The sequence below is a fragment of the Aquimarina sp. AU58 genome, assembly GCF_900312745.1.
GTDB lineage: Bacteria > Bacteroidota > Bacteroidia > Flavobacteriales > Flavobacteriaceae > Aquimarina > Aquimarina spinulae.
Genome location: NZ_OMPD01000014.1, coordinates 1003577 through 1020519, shown reverse-complemented (window position 1 = coordinate 1020519; position 16943 = coordinate 1003577). Strand labels below are relative to the sequence as shown.

The 16943-nt window shown below is 33.5% G+C and carries 14 protein-coding genes; 10 read left to right on the top strand and 4 right to left on the bottom strand.

What is annotated here, in order from left to right:
• Positions 1-47: 47 nt before the first annotated feature.
• Positions 48-1289, bottom strand: coding sequence for a 3-deoxy-D-manno-octulosonic acid transferase (locus DK441_RS15760; RefSeq protein WP_109851558.1), 1242 nt, complete (start codon positions 1287-1289; stop codon positions 48-50).
• Between the two features lie 105 nt (positions 1290-1394).
• Here DK441_RS15760 and DK441_RS15755 point away from each other — a divergent pair, with 105 nt between their 5' ends.
• From DK441_RS15755 to DK441_RS15740, 4 genes are all read left to right on the top strand, one after another.
• Positions 1395-2540, top strand: coding sequence for a DegT/DnrJ/EryC1/StrS aminotransferase family protein (locus DK441_RS15755; RefSeq protein WP_109851557.1), 1146 nt, complete (start codon positions 1395-1397; stop codon positions 2538-2540).
• Positions 2541-2690: 150 nt separating this feature from the next.
• A complete protein-coding gene (locus DK441_RS15750; RefSeq protein WP_109851556.1) occupies positions 2691-5591 on the top strand; it encodes a DEAD/DEAH box helicase in 2901 nt (966 codons plus the stop codon).
• A 296-nt stretch (positions 5592-5887) separates the two neighbouring features.
• Positions 5888-7162, top strand: coding sequence for an amidohydrolase family protein (locus tag DK441_RS15745; RefSeq protein ID WP_109851555.1), 1275 nt, complete (start codon positions 5888-5890; stop codon positions 7160-7162).
• 6 nt (positions 7163-7168) lie between these two features.
• Positions 7169-7909 carry a phosphodiester glycosidase family protein gene (locus DK441_RS15740; protein ID WP_109851554.1) on the top strand — a complete coding sequence of 247 codons (741 nt, stop codon included), beginning with the start codon at positions 7169-7171 and terminating at the stop codon, positions 7907-7909.
• Between the two features lie 111 nt (positions 7910-8020).
• Here DK441_RS15740 and DK441_RS15735 read toward each other — a convergent pair whose 3' ends face one another.
• From DK441_RS15735 to DK441_RS15725, 3 genes are all read right to left on the bottom strand, one after another.
• Complete coding sequence (locus tag DK441_RS15735; protein ID WP_160112121.1) at positions 8021-8677, bottom strand: IS1 family transposase; 657 nt, start codon at positions 8675-8677, stop codon at positions 8021-8023.
• A 690-nt stretch (positions 8678-9367) separates the two neighbouring features.
• On the bottom strand, positions 9368-10069 hold the full coding sequence (locus tag DK441_RS15730; protein WP_109851552.1) for a hypothetical protein: 702 nt from the start codon (positions 10067-10069) through the stop codon (positions 9368-9370).
• 200 nt (positions 10070-10269) lie between these two features.
• Complete coding sequence (locus tag DK441_RS15725) at positions 10270-10542, bottom strand: hypothetical protein (protein ID WP_074409577.1); 273 nt, start codon at positions 10540-10542, stop codon at positions 10270-10272.
• A 275-nt stretch (positions 10543-10817) separates the two neighbouring features.
• On the opposite strand from DK441_RS15725, the gene DK441_RS15720 reads away from it, so the two are divergent.
• The 6 genes from DK441_RS15720 to DK441_RS15695 all read left to right on the top strand — a co-directional run bounded on the left by DK441_RS15720 (position 10818) and on the right by DK441_RS15695 (position 16870).
• Complete coding sequence (locus DK441_RS15720; RefSeq protein ID WP_109851551.1) at positions 10818-11453, top strand: LysE family translocator; 636 nt, start codon at positions 10818-10820, stop codon at positions 11451-11453.
• Between the two features lie 58 nt (positions 11454-11511).
• Positions 11512-12519: a sensor histidine kinase gene (locus DK441_RS15715; RefSeq protein WP_109851550.1), complete on the top strand. Its 1008-nt coding sequence runs from the start codon at positions 11512-11514 to the stop codon at positions 12517-12519.
• Positions 12520-12537: 18 nt separating this feature from the next.
• Positions 12538-13305 carry a LytTR family DNA-binding domain-containing protein gene (locus DK441_RS15710; RefSeq protein WP_109851549.1) on the top strand — a complete coding sequence of 256 codons (768 nt, stop codon included), beginning with the start codon at positions 12538-12540 and terminating at the stop codon, positions 13303-13305.
• Positions 13306-13434: 129 nt separating this feature from the next.
• Entirely contained in the window at positions 13435-14199 is a 765-nt protein-coding gene (locus tag DK441_RS15705) for a hypothetical protein (RefSeq protein WP_109851548.1), read from the top strand.
• 72 nt (positions 14200-14271) lie between these two features.
• Complete coding sequence (locus DK441_RS15700) at positions 14272-15564, top strand: alpha/beta hydrolase (RefSeq protein ID WP_109851547.1); 1293 nt, start codon at positions 14272-14274, stop codon at positions 15562-15564.
• A gap of 28 nt (positions 15565-15592) precedes the next feature.
• Positions 15593-16870, top strand: coding sequence for an alpha/beta hydrolase-fold protein (locus tag DK441_RS15695; protein ID WP_160112120.1), 1278 nt, complete (start codon positions 15593-15595; stop codon positions 16868-16870).
• Positions 16871-16943 lie beyond the last annotated feature (73 nt).

Below are 16943 nucleotides of genomic sequence, written 5' to 3'. Positions count from 1 at the left end.
TTAAAAGCAAAAGTCAACGATTCTTTGTTATTTTAAAGCTTTTTATTTTAATTAATTTTCTTAATTAAATATGCCATAATCATTGCCGTAGCCCCTGTATTGCTATTGATAAAGTGACCAGAAATCATTCCTGTTTTTTCTCTAAACTTTTTATCCTCGACAAGTTTATGTAGTACCTGGTTAAATTCATCAGCACTTGAAACCGAAAATAGCCCAGCCAATTTTTGAAGCTGCTTGGCCTCTCTAAATTTTTCAAAATTTTTACCGATAACAATAGGGATTCCGAAAGTTGCTGGTTCTAAAATATTATGCAACCCTCCTGTTCCCATAGCTCCGCCAACATATGCTATATCTGCGTAGCTGTATACCCGAGATAAGTATCCGATAGTATTCATTATAAACACCTGCTGATCTTTCAGTACTTTTCCTTCTTTTTCAGAATATAAAACAGCTTTCTTTTTGATCTTTCGTTTTAATGTATTTGTGATATTATCTTTTATTTCGTGAGGAGCAATAATAAAACAAACCTTATCCGAAACTTCGTTTATATAGTCTATAAAAACTTCTTCGTCTTCTGGCCATGAGCTTCCCATTACTATACAAAGTCGCTCGTTAATAAATTCTGAAATAAAATCAACATGATTATCCATTTCTATTTGGTGTGACACACGATCAAAACGTGTATCTCCACTCAATGTAACGTTGGCAAAACCTTGTTTTTCTATTAGTGTTTGTGATATTTTATCCTGAACAAAAAAATGATCTACGGTTTGTAAAGTTTTTCTCATAAAACCGCCATACCATTTAAAAAATGCCTGATCTTCTCTAAATGTAGCAGATATAAATACTGCTGGAACATTTTTGTTTTGCAATACTTTTAGGTAATTAGGCCAAAACTCATATTTTACAAAAACAGCAAGTTCGGGTTTTACCAATTGAATAAACCGAATAGCATTTGCATTGGTATCCATAGGCAGATATACAATAATATCAGCCAGTGTACTATTTTTTTTAGCTTCGTAACCAGAAGGAGAAAAAAAAGTAACTAATACTTTATGATCCGAATATTTTTTCTTTAACTCCTCTATTACAGGAACACCTTGCTCATATTCTCCCAAAGATGCACAATGAAACCATATTATACGATCTTGAGAAGGAAAATACTGCTCAAGAGTTTCAAAAACTGTTTTCCTTCCATTAGCAAACAATTTAAGTTTAGGACTTAATAGCCCTATTATAGGAAGTATACTATTAAATATTGCAATAAAGATGTTATATAAAATGCCCAAAAATGATAATTTTTATGAATTGCTAAAATACATTTCTTTTATCTAAAATTACATTGGCAATAGTATCAATATTTTGTACTTTCGTGAGGTTACAATAAAACATTTATGAAGAAGATACAAATGGTTGACCTTAAGGGTCAATATGAACAAATCAAAGAACGCATAGATTCATCTGTTCTCGATGTTGTGCAATCTACTGCTTTTATTAATGGTCCCGAAGTACATAGTTTTCAAAAAGAACTAGAGGATTATCTTGGTGTAAAACATGTTATTCCTTGTGCAAATGGTACAGATGCATTACAGATTGCCATGATGGGACTAGGTCTACAACCTGGTGATGAAGTAATAACGGCAGATTTTACTTTTGCTGCTACAGTAGAAGTAATTGCCTTACTACAGCTTACTCCTGTACTAGTAGATGTAGAGCCAGATTCTTTTAATATTGATCCCGAAGCTATAAAAAAAGCAATTACTCCTAAGACAAAAGCTATTGTACCTGTACATCTATTTGGGCAGTCTGCCAATATGGATGCCATTATGGCCATTGCCAAAGAGCATGATTTATATGTAATCGAAGATAATGCCCAAGGTATTGGAGGGAGTTACCATTCTAAAGATGGAAGCACTTCAAAATCAGGAACGATCGGCCATGTAGCTTCTACTTCTTTTTTCCCTTCCAAAAATTTAGGATGTTATGGAGATGGAGGTGCTATCTTTACTAATGATGATGATTTGGCACATATCATAAGAGGGATTGTAAACCACGGAATGTATACGAGATATCATCATGATGTTGTAGGTGTAAATTCTCGTCTGGATTCTATACAAGCAGCAGTGCTAAGAATAAAACTTCCTAACTTGGATCGCTATAATGATGCCCGACGAGAGGCGGCAAAAAAATATACAACAGCTTTTGCCGATCAGGAACATATTATTACCCCTGTTATAATTGATAAAGAAGACACACATGTGTTTCATCAATATACGCTTAGAGTGATCGATATAGATCGTGATGCTCTGGTTAAACATCTAAATGATAATGGAATTCCTTGTGGTGTTTATTACCCTATCCCTTTGCACAGTCAAAAAGCATATCAGGATGAACGCTATAATGAAGCCGATTTCCCTATAACCAATCAGTTGGTAAAAGAAGTGATTTCTTTACCAATGCATACAGAATTAGATGATGAACAAATTGATTTTATCACCAGTACTGTTATCGATTTTGTAGGCAAATCTGTCACAATCTAAAATATTTAAAAACTAAAAAAATTAGATAAAGTCGAAAAACATTGAAGAAGAATTTCTTTGATGTTTTTTGATTTTGTTTGAAATGAAAGAAGAAAAAGAAATCTAATCTTTTCAACACCTAATTTAACCTCTTAAACTTATTCCTTTTTCATGGATTCCCTTTGCATCTGTTATAATCTTGTTGATCATAATTTTTCTGAAATCCCGCTCTTACCAGAAGCATATGTAGTACCAATAACTAATGGACATCTTGGTTATGTAGAAAAACAAGCAATCCCCGAAACTTTGGAAAGCTACAATATAGAATTTCGGGACACTCCTCATGAGCAATTGCTAGAGATATGTTCTCATCTAAAAATCAAAACATTAGAGCAACAATTTATGCCTGTAAAAAGGAGAAAAAGTTTACGTTTTTCAGATGTATTAAAAGATCCAAAAATAAAAAAAGTTGTACTTGATTATATAAATAAAAAATTATCTGTTTTCTATTCCTTGATTGTTACACATCAATATGCAATAACCAGTAATGCTCAAAGAAAAGATCCTTTCGAAAATCATAAACTATCGATTGGTAATACGATACTCAAACCTATTCTCGAATTCACTAAGACAGATGAAGGTATTGAATATGCTTTTTCTCTAAAAAATAAAGACACACTCATTATTCCTAAAAATAATGATATTAGCATACTACTTAATGAGCCTTCCTGGATTATTCTAGATAAATACCTGTATCAAATTGAAAACCTAAACGCTAATAAATTAAAACCCTTTTTTGATAAAGAAAAAATTACCATTGCCCATAAACATATCAAAATTTACCTCGAAAAAGTAATCATCCCAATAATCAAAAACATAGATGTTATAACTCATGGTTTTGATATCATTACACATAAAAACATAGCATCTTATGGGATAGAAATCATCCAGGATTTTATCCAGAATACTTATGTGATTAAAGTCTGTTTTGAATACAATACTATTCTTTTTGATTATAATAGTGCAAAAACTACGGTTTCTAATGTGCGTCTAGAAAATGATGATCAAATTCAGATTATTCAAACCAAACGTGATCCAGAAGCCGAACAAGAAATCATTGATCTACTCACATCCAAAGGGCTGCAGGTAAATAATAATTTACTATTAGAAACTAAAGCTTCTGATGATCCTTTTGAAATTCTGAATTGGCTAAAATCGAACAAAGCCCAATTAGAAGCTGATGGATTTGAGATAAAACTACCTCTATTGGATGATAGGACAGTTAATATTGCTCCATATACCATTGAAATCGGCAGTCAACAAGAGAATGATTGGTTTGATATTAAAGGAGTCGTTACCATTGGAGGTCAGGAAATTCCTTTTTCAAAATTTACACCATATATCAAGCAAAATAATCGTTTTTTTCCAATTCATGAAGATCAGGTTTTTATTATCCCTAACGAATGGATGACGCGATATAAAAAACTTGTAGATTTTGGCCAGATACAAGATAAAAGTATACGTATCACCAAAAGTAATTACATCTTGTTAAAGGATATTATTCCGCCAGAAGAAATTAGTATAGAAGATGTTACCAGGCAACATTATGAACCATCAGCAAAACTTAAAGCAACATTGCGTCCTTATCAGGAAGAAGGGGTACAATGGTTGGTCAATCATCATTACAACAAATTAGGTGCATGCTTAGCAGATGATATGGGATTAGGAAAAACTTTGCAAACTATTGCAATGTTGGTATATGCAAAAGAACAGCTAGAACCTATAGATGAAAAGGTTGAGAAAATTCGATTAGAATTGTTTAGTGATCCTCTAGAGGTAAAGACTTATCTCAAAGCTTTGATTGTACTCCCCTCTTCTCTGGTATTTAATTGGGCACAGGAGATATTAAAGTTTGCCCCCCACCTCAATATCGTTAAATACACAGGTTCTGATCGTAAAAAAATCACTCCATATCTAGAGACTTACGATATTATTCTTACCACCTATACTACGGTATCAAAAGACATCTCTGCCTTAGAAAAAGTAAATTTCACCTATCTGATCACAGACGAGAGCCAGCAGATCAAAAACAAAGAGTCTAAAATATTTCAGGCTATAAACAATATACATACTACTCATAAGATTTCTTTGAGTGGTACACCGATAGAAAACTCATTATCCGATCTTTGGTCTCAGATGGAATTTATTAACCCGGGAATGCTAGGCAGCTATCCTTTTTTCAAGGATCGCTTTAAAATTCCGATAGAAAAACACCAGGATCAAGAATGTATCAAAGAGTTAAAAGCATTAATAGATCCTTTTATATTAAGAAGAACCAAAGAACAGGTTGCCAAAGATCTGCCCGAATTGTCAGAACAGACTATATACACAGAAATGCTTTCTGAACAGGAAAAGCAATACGAATCTCAGAAATCAGCAGCCAGAAATCTACTGCTGGGTATCGATCCAACTTCGACAAATAAGATCCATATTCTTAATACACTCACCAAACTTCGCCAGATTGTAAATCATCCTAAACTTGTAGACGATAATACAAAAGATCAATCAGGAAAATTTCAGGATGTTACGCATTACCTAAGTACACTGGTCAAAGCCAACAAAAAAGTACTTGTGTTCAGTTCTTTTGTATCTCATCTTAGTCTGTATCAGGAGTGGTGCACGGCAAATAACATTTCCTATCTAACACTAACCGGGCAAACCAAGAGTACGGATCGAGAAGCTATTGTAAATGAGTTTCAACAAAATGATGATATCAATTTGTTCTTTATTTCATTAAAAGCAGGAGGTGTTGGACTAAATCTTACCAAAGCATCTTATGTAGTATTATTAGATCCATGGTGGAACCCGTTTATTGAAAAGCAAGCGATCGCCAGAGCGCATCGTATAGGACAAACCAATAATGTAATGGTCATGCGATTTATTACTAAAAATACGATCGAAGAAAAAATACTACAATTACAAGAAAAGAAAAAAGGTTTATCTGATGAGATTATCGATATTAATGCTATTCCACAATACATAGAACAAAATCTAGAAGAGTTATTAACGTAATATCTTTATAGTTATTTTGGCGTTCGAGGCAGGCTATTCGCTATATCTTTTTATTATTATTTCGAAAAGTTATTCGAAATAATAATAAAAAGGATGCCGCTTCTATCCCTAACGCATTCAAGGTCATCGATAAGACCTCACAGGTTTGTGAAACCTGTGAGGTCTATAAAAACTAACTCCATATTTCTAAAAGAAATCATAATCAACCTCTTAATCACAACAATTTATTTTAAATTGTTCCTTTTGTATATTCAAAACTCAATTTTAATTTATAGTAACTTTTCACACTATCACATATGAAATATCTATACACAGTACTTTTTGTATTTATAAGCACGACTATTTTTGCTCAAAACACCTATTTACAATGCGGAAAACTAGTCGATACCAAAGTAGGTAAAGTTCTTACCGAAAAAACGATTGTCATCTCTGGAAATAAAATTATTAAAGTCGAAAATGGCTTTGTTGCCGGCAAAAAAGATGACATCACTATTGATCTTAAAAATAAAACAGTGATGCCTGGCTTGATTGATATGCACGTACATCTCGAAGGCGAAACGAATCCAAAGGCGTATTTACAAAAATATACCGATAGCGAAGCAGATGTCGCTTTTAATTCGGTTCAGTTTGCTAAAACGACACTAATGGCAGGCTTTACTACAGTGCGAGATTTAGGAGGAAGTGGAGTAAATATTTCACTTAAAAAAGCAATTAAAAGCGGGCGTATAAAAGGCCCTAGAGTATTTACAGCTGGTAAGTCTCTGGCTACCACTGGCGGTCATGCAGATCCTACTAACGGCAGTAAAAGATCATTAATCGGTGATCCCGGTCCAAAAGAAGGCGTAGTAAATAGTGTCGAAGATGCAAAAAAAGCAGTACGACAACGCTATAAAAATGGTGCAGATCTCATCAAAATTACTGCTACAGGTGGCGTATTAAGTGTAGCAAAAAGTAGTTCTAACCCCCAGTTTACTGTAGAAGAGATTAAGGCGATATGTGAAACTGCAAAAGATTATGGATTTCACGTTGCCGCACATGCACATGGTGATGAAGGAATGCAACGTGCTATTTTGGGTGGTGTAAAAACTATTGAGCACGGTACATTAATGAGTGAAAAAACAATGGATTTAATGAAACAGCATGATGCCTATTTGGTCCCTACTATTACTGCCGGAAAAGAAGTTACCGAAAAAGCAGCTATTGATGGGTATTACCCTGCTATTATTGTTCCCAAAGCACTAGAGATCGGTCCAAAAATCCAAAATACATTTAAAAAAGCATATGATCGTGGAGTAGGTATCGCCTTTGGTACTGATGCCGGAGTATTTAAACACGGACAAAACGGAAAAGAGTTTGGTTTTATGGTCGAAGCCGGTATGCCTGCAATGGCAACTATACAAAGTGCAACGACCACCAACGCCAAAATCCTGAATATGCAAGATCAGATTGGGCAAATTACTCCCGGTTTCTTAGCCGATATTGTAGCAGTAAATGATGATCCAACTCAAAAAATAAGCACTATGGAGAATGTAGTGTTTGTAATGAAAGATGGAAAAGTATATAAGAACTAGTATGTAATGAAAAAACTCATTGGTTCTATAGTAATACTTGGAGCTCTGGTACTATTAACCAGTTTCTTTTTTGTTAACAAATCAGAAACTCAGGTTAAAAAATCCAGATTTTTAAGCTACGAGATAAATCCATTGCAACAAGAGTTACATTTCTATTGGAAAAATGAGAACGCTACGAATTACAAAAGCTTTCAAAATTTAAAATCAGAACTTGAAAAAGAAAACAAAGAATTGATTTTTGCAATGAACGGGGGGATGTATAATAAAGATCTATCCCCCCAGGGGCTATATATTGAAAATGGAGAAACCAAAATCAGGATTGACACATCCCAAAGTGGGTACGGTAATTTTTATCTTCAACCCAATGGGATATTCTATCTAACCAATAAAAACAAACCTGTCATTTGTACCACAAAGATGTTTGCAAGTAGTGAGAACATCAAATATGCGACGCAATCAGGTCCTATGCTCTTGATTGACGGAAAAATCCATCCCAAATTTAGAAAAGGATCTTCTAATGTTCATATTAGAAACGGAGTAGGAATCTTGCCCAACGGAAATTTACTTTTTGCAATCTCTAAAGAGAAAACAAATTTTTATGATTTTGCTTCCTATTTTAAGCAAAACGGTTGCAAAAATGCATTATATCTGGATGGATTTGTATCCAGAGTATATCTACCTTCTAAAAATCAGAATCAATTAGACGGAAACTTTGGAGTAATTATAGGAGAAACTAAAACAAAATAATAGATCAAAGAGAAAAGACATTGTGACTTAATCCATTAATACAAAGTATTAAAATAGTAAAGTTCACCAATAACAGATCGAGATAGAAGTAGTTTTCTTAATCATAAAAAACTATCCCCAAAAATAGATTCGTAAATGGGCGATGAGATATATTTTGTTTCTAGAAAAACAAATTGTTCTTCTCGATACTCTTTTAATATGAGTACGTAAAGTCAAATTCTTACGCTCTATTCTGTTGGTACAATATCGAAACACTTTATGAATTTCTTTAGGGATCAATCCCGGATAAATATTTAATCGGTCGGTATAAATACTCTTGGGTTGCAATAACAATAATTTATCTATCAAAGGTCTGATCGTATCTTTTGTTTTTCTACCTACAAAAAAATCAACAACACTTTTGGTTTCTCTTTCTATAGCATAGGTAATCCAGGTTACATTGTCTTTACTGCCAATAAAACTCCACAATTCATCGACCTCAAATTTGCAACCTAATCTATCAAAACATGGAGCTTTAATTTGTAGGCTAATTTCTAGCATTCTGGATAGTACAGTATTTTTTGAAATACCTATAATTCTAGAAATACTCAAAACACCACAGCTTTCTTTGAGTAAACTTCTAATCAAAGTATTTGTTGTGGTTTGATATGCTTTATAAGAATATATATCTTGAAATGAAATACGACAATCTCTACAGAAATAGCGTTGTTTACCATTTCTTTTACCTCTCTTTATACAATTTGATTGGTTACAATTTTTACAATTCATAGCTGCAAATATAACCAAGCACCAGTTTGACCCACGTAGCAATACAAAACCCTTATTTAATAGGTTCTAAGCAATTTTAAGTAGTACAAACAACATAAATAAGCCTCAATAAAGAGGCTTATTTGTTTTATAAATTATTGATAATCAATATCAAAAATACACTTTTTCTCAAAAGCACCAGTTTGACCCATTACCCTGAGAATGTAAGAATTGTTAAAATTATGTTAAATAAAATTAGAAGGGTTTTCTGCACCAAGTATCTGATTTTGGAGTTCAGGTTAAACACCATTTTAACTACCCTATAAAAGGGTTAATAATATTCGTTTTTCGATCTTTTGTATAGAACCCAAAAGTAAAATCAACGAGCTCGGCATATACAAAACTTTGTACCGTGATGTCATATTCATATGTAAATAAATACATTTCCTTTTATTACAATAAAAACAGTATCCACACTTGGTATGTATTAACCATCGGTATAAGTAACATCATCCTCACAACATTTTTATCGATCATCGGCACATTATATATCTTCATCACGTCATTGTGTTTTTCCTCGCACTAGTTATATCGACCATCGGTATACCGACTGCTTTCCCGAGAGCTATAAAACCATCCCGCGCAGTATGATCAGGCTCCATGATTGCGCAGAAACCTTAAGCTTAGGCGCGGGCTAGTTATAGCTCTCGATTATCTACGTTTATATTGACTAATATATCCTTTATAACGCTCGGGGTCTTTTCTAAAGGCATATTTCCCAGTATCCCGAACTTCATCTACAGCCTCTTTAAGATGAGTAAAGGCTCTATCCCTGATTTCTTTGGCTTTAGAATTATCTAAAGTAGTTCCGTTAGCTTTGGTCAGTAATTCGGCCAGAGTATCTGATTTCTGTGCGGCCAGTTCTAAGTTTCGAAGATCGTATTTCGTTTTTTCGAGCTCTGGTACATTGGCTTTACCCAATACACTAATATCCATCAAATCCTGGATCATATCTGCATCCCCTTCTCCATCTGCAATAGCTCGTACACGAGTGATAAGGTCTGGTCTCTTGCGAAACGTAAAGCGCAAATCGGCAAGCAAATCATTTCTAAACTCGTATGCTTTAGGAGATTTTTCTTTCCAAACTTTGGAGGCTTCTTCCTGGCTATATCGTTCTTTCATCCACATGGCCTGCGCATATCGACAGGCTCCAGTTCTAATAGGTAAATCCTCTACAAACATCTCCCAATCCAACCCTTTGGCTAGTAATATTTCTTTGTCTTCCTCTGTCCATACGTACAAGTTTTCGGCTTCTTGAATAAATACATCAACAGGAAGTGTTGGTGCCTTTATTTCTTCTTGTGGTAGTGTTTCTAATGCAGCTAATTTTACATCATAATTTTCTTTAGACATAGTATATTAATGATTTTGTGATCTATTGTATGCTATAAATTTTACAATACATCCTAGTTAATAAACAAATTGTGTATAATAAGACATCCCAGTTCTGAAAAACGGAACTGGAAAAATGTTTTTTTTAAGAAATGAGGGGGCAGATTTATGATTTTGGGCCTCATATGTAGTATTTAGTTTTATATAATCTATACTTCTGGTTATCTCCCAAAACCATTAAGGATTTTTGCTTTTTGATTTTTTGTATAGAATCCAAAAGTAAATCCTACCGGTTCGGCATACACAAAACTTTGCAGCGTGATATCATACTCAATAGGAGCATTTAAAGTTTTCATCGTATTAATAATGCGGTATAATTTGGTTTTTGAGATTCCTAATTTAGAGATCAGTTCTTCTGGTGAGCCCGTAGCTTGCAGACGAATAAGTTGATCAACTCGCTCTATCAATCGTATTTGCTTTACCATCAAATTCATAACTATAGATTAAAAATGTACACTGTACTACGAAACAGGAAAAGTTGGTTTTCTAAATAGTATTCTTTACGGTTTTAACATCGTAATCAAAGCGAAATTATGGTTTTTCCGTATCAGAAAAATACAGATATCTGTAAACCAGTTACATTTATAAATTATAATACCATAAGGATTTTACATTCGACAAATACAAATTAAGTGTCAATACAGCATAATAGGATTTTTAACTTAGAAAAAAACAATACTTTTACCCTATAAACCCGTAATTAAAATATATGATTCCTATCAACGAATTTCTTGTATTTGCTCTCGCCTCACTAATAATGGTACTATCTCCCGGACCTAATATGATCTATCTTATTTCGAGATCCTTATCCCAAGGAAAGCAGGCCGGAATCATTTCGCTTTTTGGAGTTATCTGCGGATTTTTGTTTCACATTCTTATGGTATCGTTTGGGTTAACTGCCATCTTTTTTGCTGTACCTTATGCTTTTGTGATTGTTAAATTTCTGGGGGTTGGTTATTTATTATACTTAGCCTACAATACGATTAGATCTGGTGGTACTAAAATATTTGACACCGATCGTTCTTTAAAAGAAGACAAACCTTTTAAGTTATTTAATATTGGGCTTCTTACCAATGTCCTCAACCCTAAAATGGCATTGTTTTATTTATCCTTTTTTCCACAATTTATCAAACCAGAATACGGATCAATTTTGGGACAAAGTTTTCAATTAGGGATGATGCAGATTATGATTAGTTTTTCAATTAATTTTCTTATTGTTATTTCGGCAGCAAAAATGGCGGGTTGGTTTGCAAAAAATCCATTATGGGTAAGGGTTCAAAAGTGGTTTATGGCTTCTGTATTAACGGGGTTAGCTGTAAAAATAGCTTTCGCGAAAGCGAAATAATAAATACAATTCAAAAGTAAAAATCTCCTATTTGGTTTGAATACTATCTTTGTAATCTATGACATACTTAAAACTTAATACATCAGATTATAAACTTCTGGTTTTTTATTTTGTTCTGGCTACCCTCTGGGATATGGCTCGATACTATATTTTGGATATGGCATTATTACAATATCTGGTAAACATGCCTCTGTTTTGGGTAAAAACTATTATCCTACTCTTTCTTTTTAAGTATCTTATCGTAGAGTTACTGGTTAAAAACAAAAAATATCTTCTGTTTTTTATGCTGGCACTAGCAAGTGTTATTCTAGTTGGATTTGGATCTCTTCTTCTTGAGTTTTGGTCCTCGGGTAATCCCTTTACTTTTTCTAATATGCATCCTCTTTTACTCTTTAAAAGTTACTACAATTCTGCTGTAGATATTGCCATACCATTGGGGTTATTAATGGGTAAGAAGTATTACGAAAACTTTATAAAAGTAAATCAGATTGAAAAAGAACAACGGGAAACAGAACTCAAGTTATTACGATCGCAATTTGATCCTCATTTTTTGTTTAATAGCTTAAATACTATGGATGCGCTTATTGATACTTCCCCACAAAAAGCAAAAGCATATATTGCGCGATTGGCTGCATTGTACCGTCATCTCATCCAGACCAAGGATCAGGAAGTTGTTTCTCTCGAAGAAGAAATAAAATTAGCCGAAAACTATTTCTTTCTTATCAAAACTCGATTTGGGCATTCTTATGAATTTAAAATACCTGAAACCAATTTACCAAAAGACAAGTATTTACCTACTGGCGCACTACAAACAGTTATTGAAAATGTTGTAAAACATAATAAACCAACTAGCGATCAAATCATTACTACACAAATCACGATTACCGAAGATCATATCCTGGTAAAAAACAATACCTCAAACACTTCAGAAACTAATCATTCTTCGGGAAGCGGACTACAGAATATAAAAAAACGGTATCTTTTGCTTTCTGATAGAGAAGTAACAATTGAAGAAGATAAAGCGTATTTTACGGTTTCGCTACCACTATTAACATTAAAAGATTAAAACGACATTGTTGATCCTATGCATATTCTGATTTTAGAAGACGAAATTCCGGCTTATGAAAAACTTGAACTATATCTTACTGAGTATTTTGAGTCAGATCTTACTTTGGATTGGTCCAGATCTGTAAATGAAACCTCTGTTTTGTTATCTAAACATCACTATGATTTAATCCTTTCAGATATTCAATTATTAGATGGCAATGCATTTGATCTCTTTGATCAAATACCCATATCTTCTCCTATTATTTTCTGTACTGCTTATGACACGTTTCTATTAGATGCTTTTAAAACTAATGGTATTGCATATATTTTAAAACCCTATTCGAAAGAAGAACTTTCTGAAGCACTTCGCAAATATGAAACACTTATTGCATTGCCAAAAAACTCGCCTTCGGTAGACAAAAATGTTTTTAAAGAACTTAAAGAATTAATGACTCCCGAAAAAAGACAGTTTCTAAAACGTTTTGTGATTAAAAAAGGAAATGGGATCAAGTTGATCGATACCAATACAATATCCCTAATTGAGGCGTATGGAGATTTTTGTAAGATTACAGATACAAAAGGCAATATACATAGAGCAACGCAAAAAATAGGCACGCTAACTAATCAGTTAGACCCAAAAGTTTTCTTCAGAATTAACAGAAGCCAAATGGTAAATATCAATCACATCAAAGGAATGGACAGTCATAGTAAAAACAGATTGCTAATTATTCTTGATGGGGTTGAACAAAGTGTAATCACTAGTTCGAGTACGACTTCTGCATTCAGAAAATGGGTGCAATTTTAAGCAAGTACTTACTTTAATTCTTCAACGATAAAAAGAAACGCTTTACTGTTTTTTTACCCCAATTCATCACTATTTTAAGATTAGCTTTTTAACTACACACTATATTTAACTCAGGTTATTACCAAAAATATGAGAAGTAAAATTGTAGTTATATTGATGAGTTTTTTAATGTCCCAGGGATTTGGGCAAGAAAACGAATCGTATTCCAAATTATTAAAAGAAGCCTGGGGTTTATACCAATCTAAAGAATTCTATACATCGGGACAAAAATACACAGAAGCATTCGCTGTATTAGGCAATCAATCAAACATGTCTGACAAAGAAATTTCTAATCGATTTAATGCAGCATGTGCCTGGGCATTGGCAAAAGAACCCGATGCAGCATTTCTGCAATTACTTAAAATAGTAAAAGAAGGAAAGTTTTCTAACTATAAGCAACTAACAAATGATAGCGATTTAAAATCTCTATATACTGATCCAAGATGGAAAGAAGTCACAGATATTGTAGCAGCCGAATATGAGAAAGTTAAACCTTTATCCAAAGAAGAATTAAAATCAATTTTCAAAAAGTATAAAAATGCTCACCAAAAAGTCTTCAAAAAAGGATCTACAGTAGCAGACGTAGATTTTCTATACAGCTTTTACACAACAGATTTTGAATATAACCATCCAGGCTATGGCGGTATATATTCAAGAGAATTGCTTTATAACAATACAGTAAAATTCTTAAAAAAAGGTAGATATAATGATTTTCCGAAAAGCAAAATTGTAAATATGATTATTGGATTAAACGCTATTGTTATAGAAGAATTACAAGAGAATGAAACCGAGAGTACAATGACACTTATAAAATTTAGAAAAGATAAAATCTACTATATCGAAGAATATTGGTAATCATAAATCAACCATTATGATTTGGTATGAAGAACAAATCAATTATTAATAAAAATCCTCATCAATCACATTATGAAAACGAACAGTTTCTTAATACTTACAATTCTTTTATTTACATTTATTTTTATCGGGAACGCGCAACAATCTTATGAATCGTCGTTATCCAAAATCTCATCTTCCCCTATTACTTACGCACAAAAAGTTACTTTTCATTCTAAGATACTGGATGAAAATAGGGTGATGAATATTTTCATTCCCGAGAGTTTTCATGTAGCTTCAAAAGACCATACGTATCCTATAGTCATGATAAGTGGTTCTCATGGTGTTAAGTTTTTTCAAATGATCTCTGGGGTCATAAGACATCTAAGTTCTGTCACTCGTATGCCCGAAGCTATTGTAATTAGCTTTGAAGAAGAAACACATTATGCTCCAAATGTCTATACCAATGGCATGTGGTCTAGTAGAGATAAACTCGAATTTAATGCCGATCCAGATAAATTCACAAAACATCTTAAAGAAGAACTATTTCCATACTTAAAAGAACAATATCGTGCTGCCGATTACAGAATCATTGTTGGCGTATCAGGAAGTAGTGTATATCCGCTACACACCTTTGCAAAAGAGCCAGGTTTGTTTCAGGCGCATATTACTGTTGCTACCGCAGATATGATTGGTATGGGCTATCAGCCCAACACCACCTTCATAGATGCTTTTGAAGAGAGTTTTGTTAAAAACCCCAATCGTAAAGCGCAATTCTACCTGGGTGTCTCTGAAAATGATATTAGTAAAGACAAACCCTATATCAAGAATATGGAAGAGTTGAAAAAGCGCTTGTCTCCATTTACTTCAAAAAACTTAAACTTAAAAGTCGAAGTCATCCCTAATGAAGATCATTATGCATGTATTATAAAAGCACTGCTTTCTTCGATAGAAATGATTTTTCCTAAAGAAAAATGGTCTCCAAGATTTAGGGAAATCATAAAAGAACCTGGTAATGCTTTAAAGAATATAGACTCTTTTCATCAAAAACTTTCGACAACATATGGTTTTTCTATTCTTCCAAAAGCCGAACGATGGAATAGTGTAAATTCTTTGCGATTTATTGGCAGAAAATTATTACAAGATGGTAGAATCGAAGAAGCTATACAAGTTATTAAACGACGAATACAATATCGTCCTCGATCTCCATGGGCATATCATAATTTGTCTGAAGCGTTAGAAAAAAACAATCAACTGGGTCTTGCGCTTGAAACACAGCAAAAGGCAGTACAACTAGCCAAAGAATATGATACCGAATACCTATCTGAATATGAAGAGCAATTGGCTAAAATCAAAACCAAACTTGAGAAACAAGGCAAACGGTAATTTCTATTATTTGATATATTGTATTGTTATGAATATTAAAAATCCATTTTTACTAAGTATTCTATTTAGTTTTATCTTCTGTTTTTCATTCTCACAAATCCAAATAACAGAAAATACTATTGGAAAGAACGTTGTGATTCCTTCTAAAATATTGGATGAAGAAAGAAAAATTCAAATCTTTCTACCTGAGGGTTATGATGGTTCTTCAAAAAAATATCCTGTAGTTTACATATTAGACGGGCAACGGCTTTTTCTTCATGCTGTAAGTGTATCACAATCTTTTAAAAAATTTAAACTCACCCCAGAATATATTACCGTGGGTATCACAAATACGTACCCCAAGCGATTTGGTCATTTTAGTTCTGGAGCAAAAACCTTTTTAAATTTTATAGCTCAAGAAATTATTCCTTATGTAGATCATACGTTTAGAACATCTGGAGAACGATTACTATTTGGTTGGGAATATGCCGGTGGTTTTGTCATTGAAACGATGACCAAAAACCCAGAACTGTTTAGCGGATATCTGGCCGCAAGCCCTTTTCCTATTCATGATACCAGCTTACCGATATCTGCAAACAGAATGAAATCTCTGGATAGTATCCTTAGCGCAAAGAAAAAACTCGAAACTTTCCTGTTTTTTACTTCCAGTAATCATGAACGTGTCGTAACAAAAGGCACCGAATACCTTAAAAACAAACTAGAATCAGAAGCTCCCAACACATTAAGATGGGAGTATACCTATCTGCAGAACGAAGAGCATCGCTCTACCCCATACCACACCCTTTATCATGGTATAAAACAATATTATCATGATTATCCAGAACTTCGGTTCAACTCCTTAGAAGAATATAAAAAATCGGGCGGAATGAATACTGTAATTACCTATTATAAAAAGAGAGCAGAACAATTTGGTTTTCCAGAAAAAATTGCACAACGTACCATGTGGAATCTCGTCAAAAAAGCTTCTGATGAAGATGATTATACTGCATTTGACACTTTTATAAATCAATTTAAACCTAACGATTTTCTTGAAAACCTAAGAACAACCTGGGGATGTGTCTTTGCAGCATTTTATATGAAACACAACCAACCCGAGAAAGCAAAAGAGTTGTATGTCTTTTTCACTAATAAATCTCCTAATGCGGCACGCCCGATTAATGGATTAGGCGATGTTTATCGTGCTTTAAAAAACAAAAAAGAAGCTATGATGTATTACCAGCGTGCTATTCGACTCGGCAAGAAAAATGCTGACTGGAGATTAGAGGAATATGAAAAAGACCTATTGGGTCTTAAAAACGAAAAGTAGTAAACAGCACATATCGATCATAAAAAAACCTCACAGACTAATGCCGAACTTAGTGTAGCATCTTCTGCGAGGT

Excerpts from the sequence above, each read along its gene's own strand:
- DK441_RS15755 (WP_109851557.1), top strand. The coding sequence starts at position 1,395 with ATGAAGAAGATACAAATGGTTGACCTTAAGGGTCAATATGAACAAATC.
- DK441_RS15705 (WP_109851548.1), top strand. The coding sequence starts at position 13,435 with ATGAGAAGTAAAATTGTAGTTATATTGATGAGTTTTTTAATGTCCCAG.
- DK441_RS15700 (WP_109851547.1), top strand. The coding sequence starts at position 14,272 with ATGAAAACGAACAGTTTCTTAATACTTACAATTCTTTTATTTACATTT.
- DK441_RS15740 (WP_109851554.1), top strand. The coding sequence starts at position 7,169 with ATGAAAAAACTCATTGGTTCTATAGTAATACTTGGAGCTCTGGTACTA.
- DK441_RS15745 (WP_109851555.1), top strand. The coding sequence starts at position 5,888 with ATGAAATATCTATACACAGTACTTTTTGTATTTATAAGCACGACTATT.
- DK441_RS15730 (WP_109851552.1), bottom strand. The coding sequence starts at position 10,069 with ATGTCTAAAGAAAATTATGATGTAAAATTAGCTGCATTAGAAACACTA.
- DK441_RS15710 (WP_109851549.1), top strand. The coding sequence starts at position 12,538 with ATGCATATTCTGATTTTAGAAGACGAAATTCCGGCTTATGAAAAACTT.
- DK441_RS15725 (WP_074409577.1), bottom strand. The coding sequence starts at position 10,542 with ATGAATTTGATGGTAAAGCAAATACGATTGATAGAGCGAGTTGATCAA.
- DK441_RS15750 (WP_109851556.1), top strand. The coding sequence starts at position 2,691 with ATGGATTCCCTTTGCATCTGTTATAATCTTGTTGATCATAATTTTTCT.
- DK441_RS15695 (WP_160112120.1), top strand. The coding sequence starts at position 15,593 with ATGAATATTAAAAATCCATTTTTACTAAGTATTCTATTTAGTTTTATC.
- DK441_RS15715 (WP_109851550.1), top strand. The coding sequence starts at position 11,512 with ATGACATACTTAAAACTTAATACATCAGATTATAAACTTCTGGTTTTT.
- DK441_RS15735 (WP_160112121.1), bottom strand. The coding sequence starts at position 8,677 with ATGAATTGTAAAAATTGTAACCAATCAAATTGTATAAAGAGAGGTAAA.
- DK441_RS15720 (WP_109851551.1), top strand. The coding sequence starts at position 10,818 with ATGATTCCTATCAACGAATTTCTTGTATTTGCTCTCGCCTCACTAATA.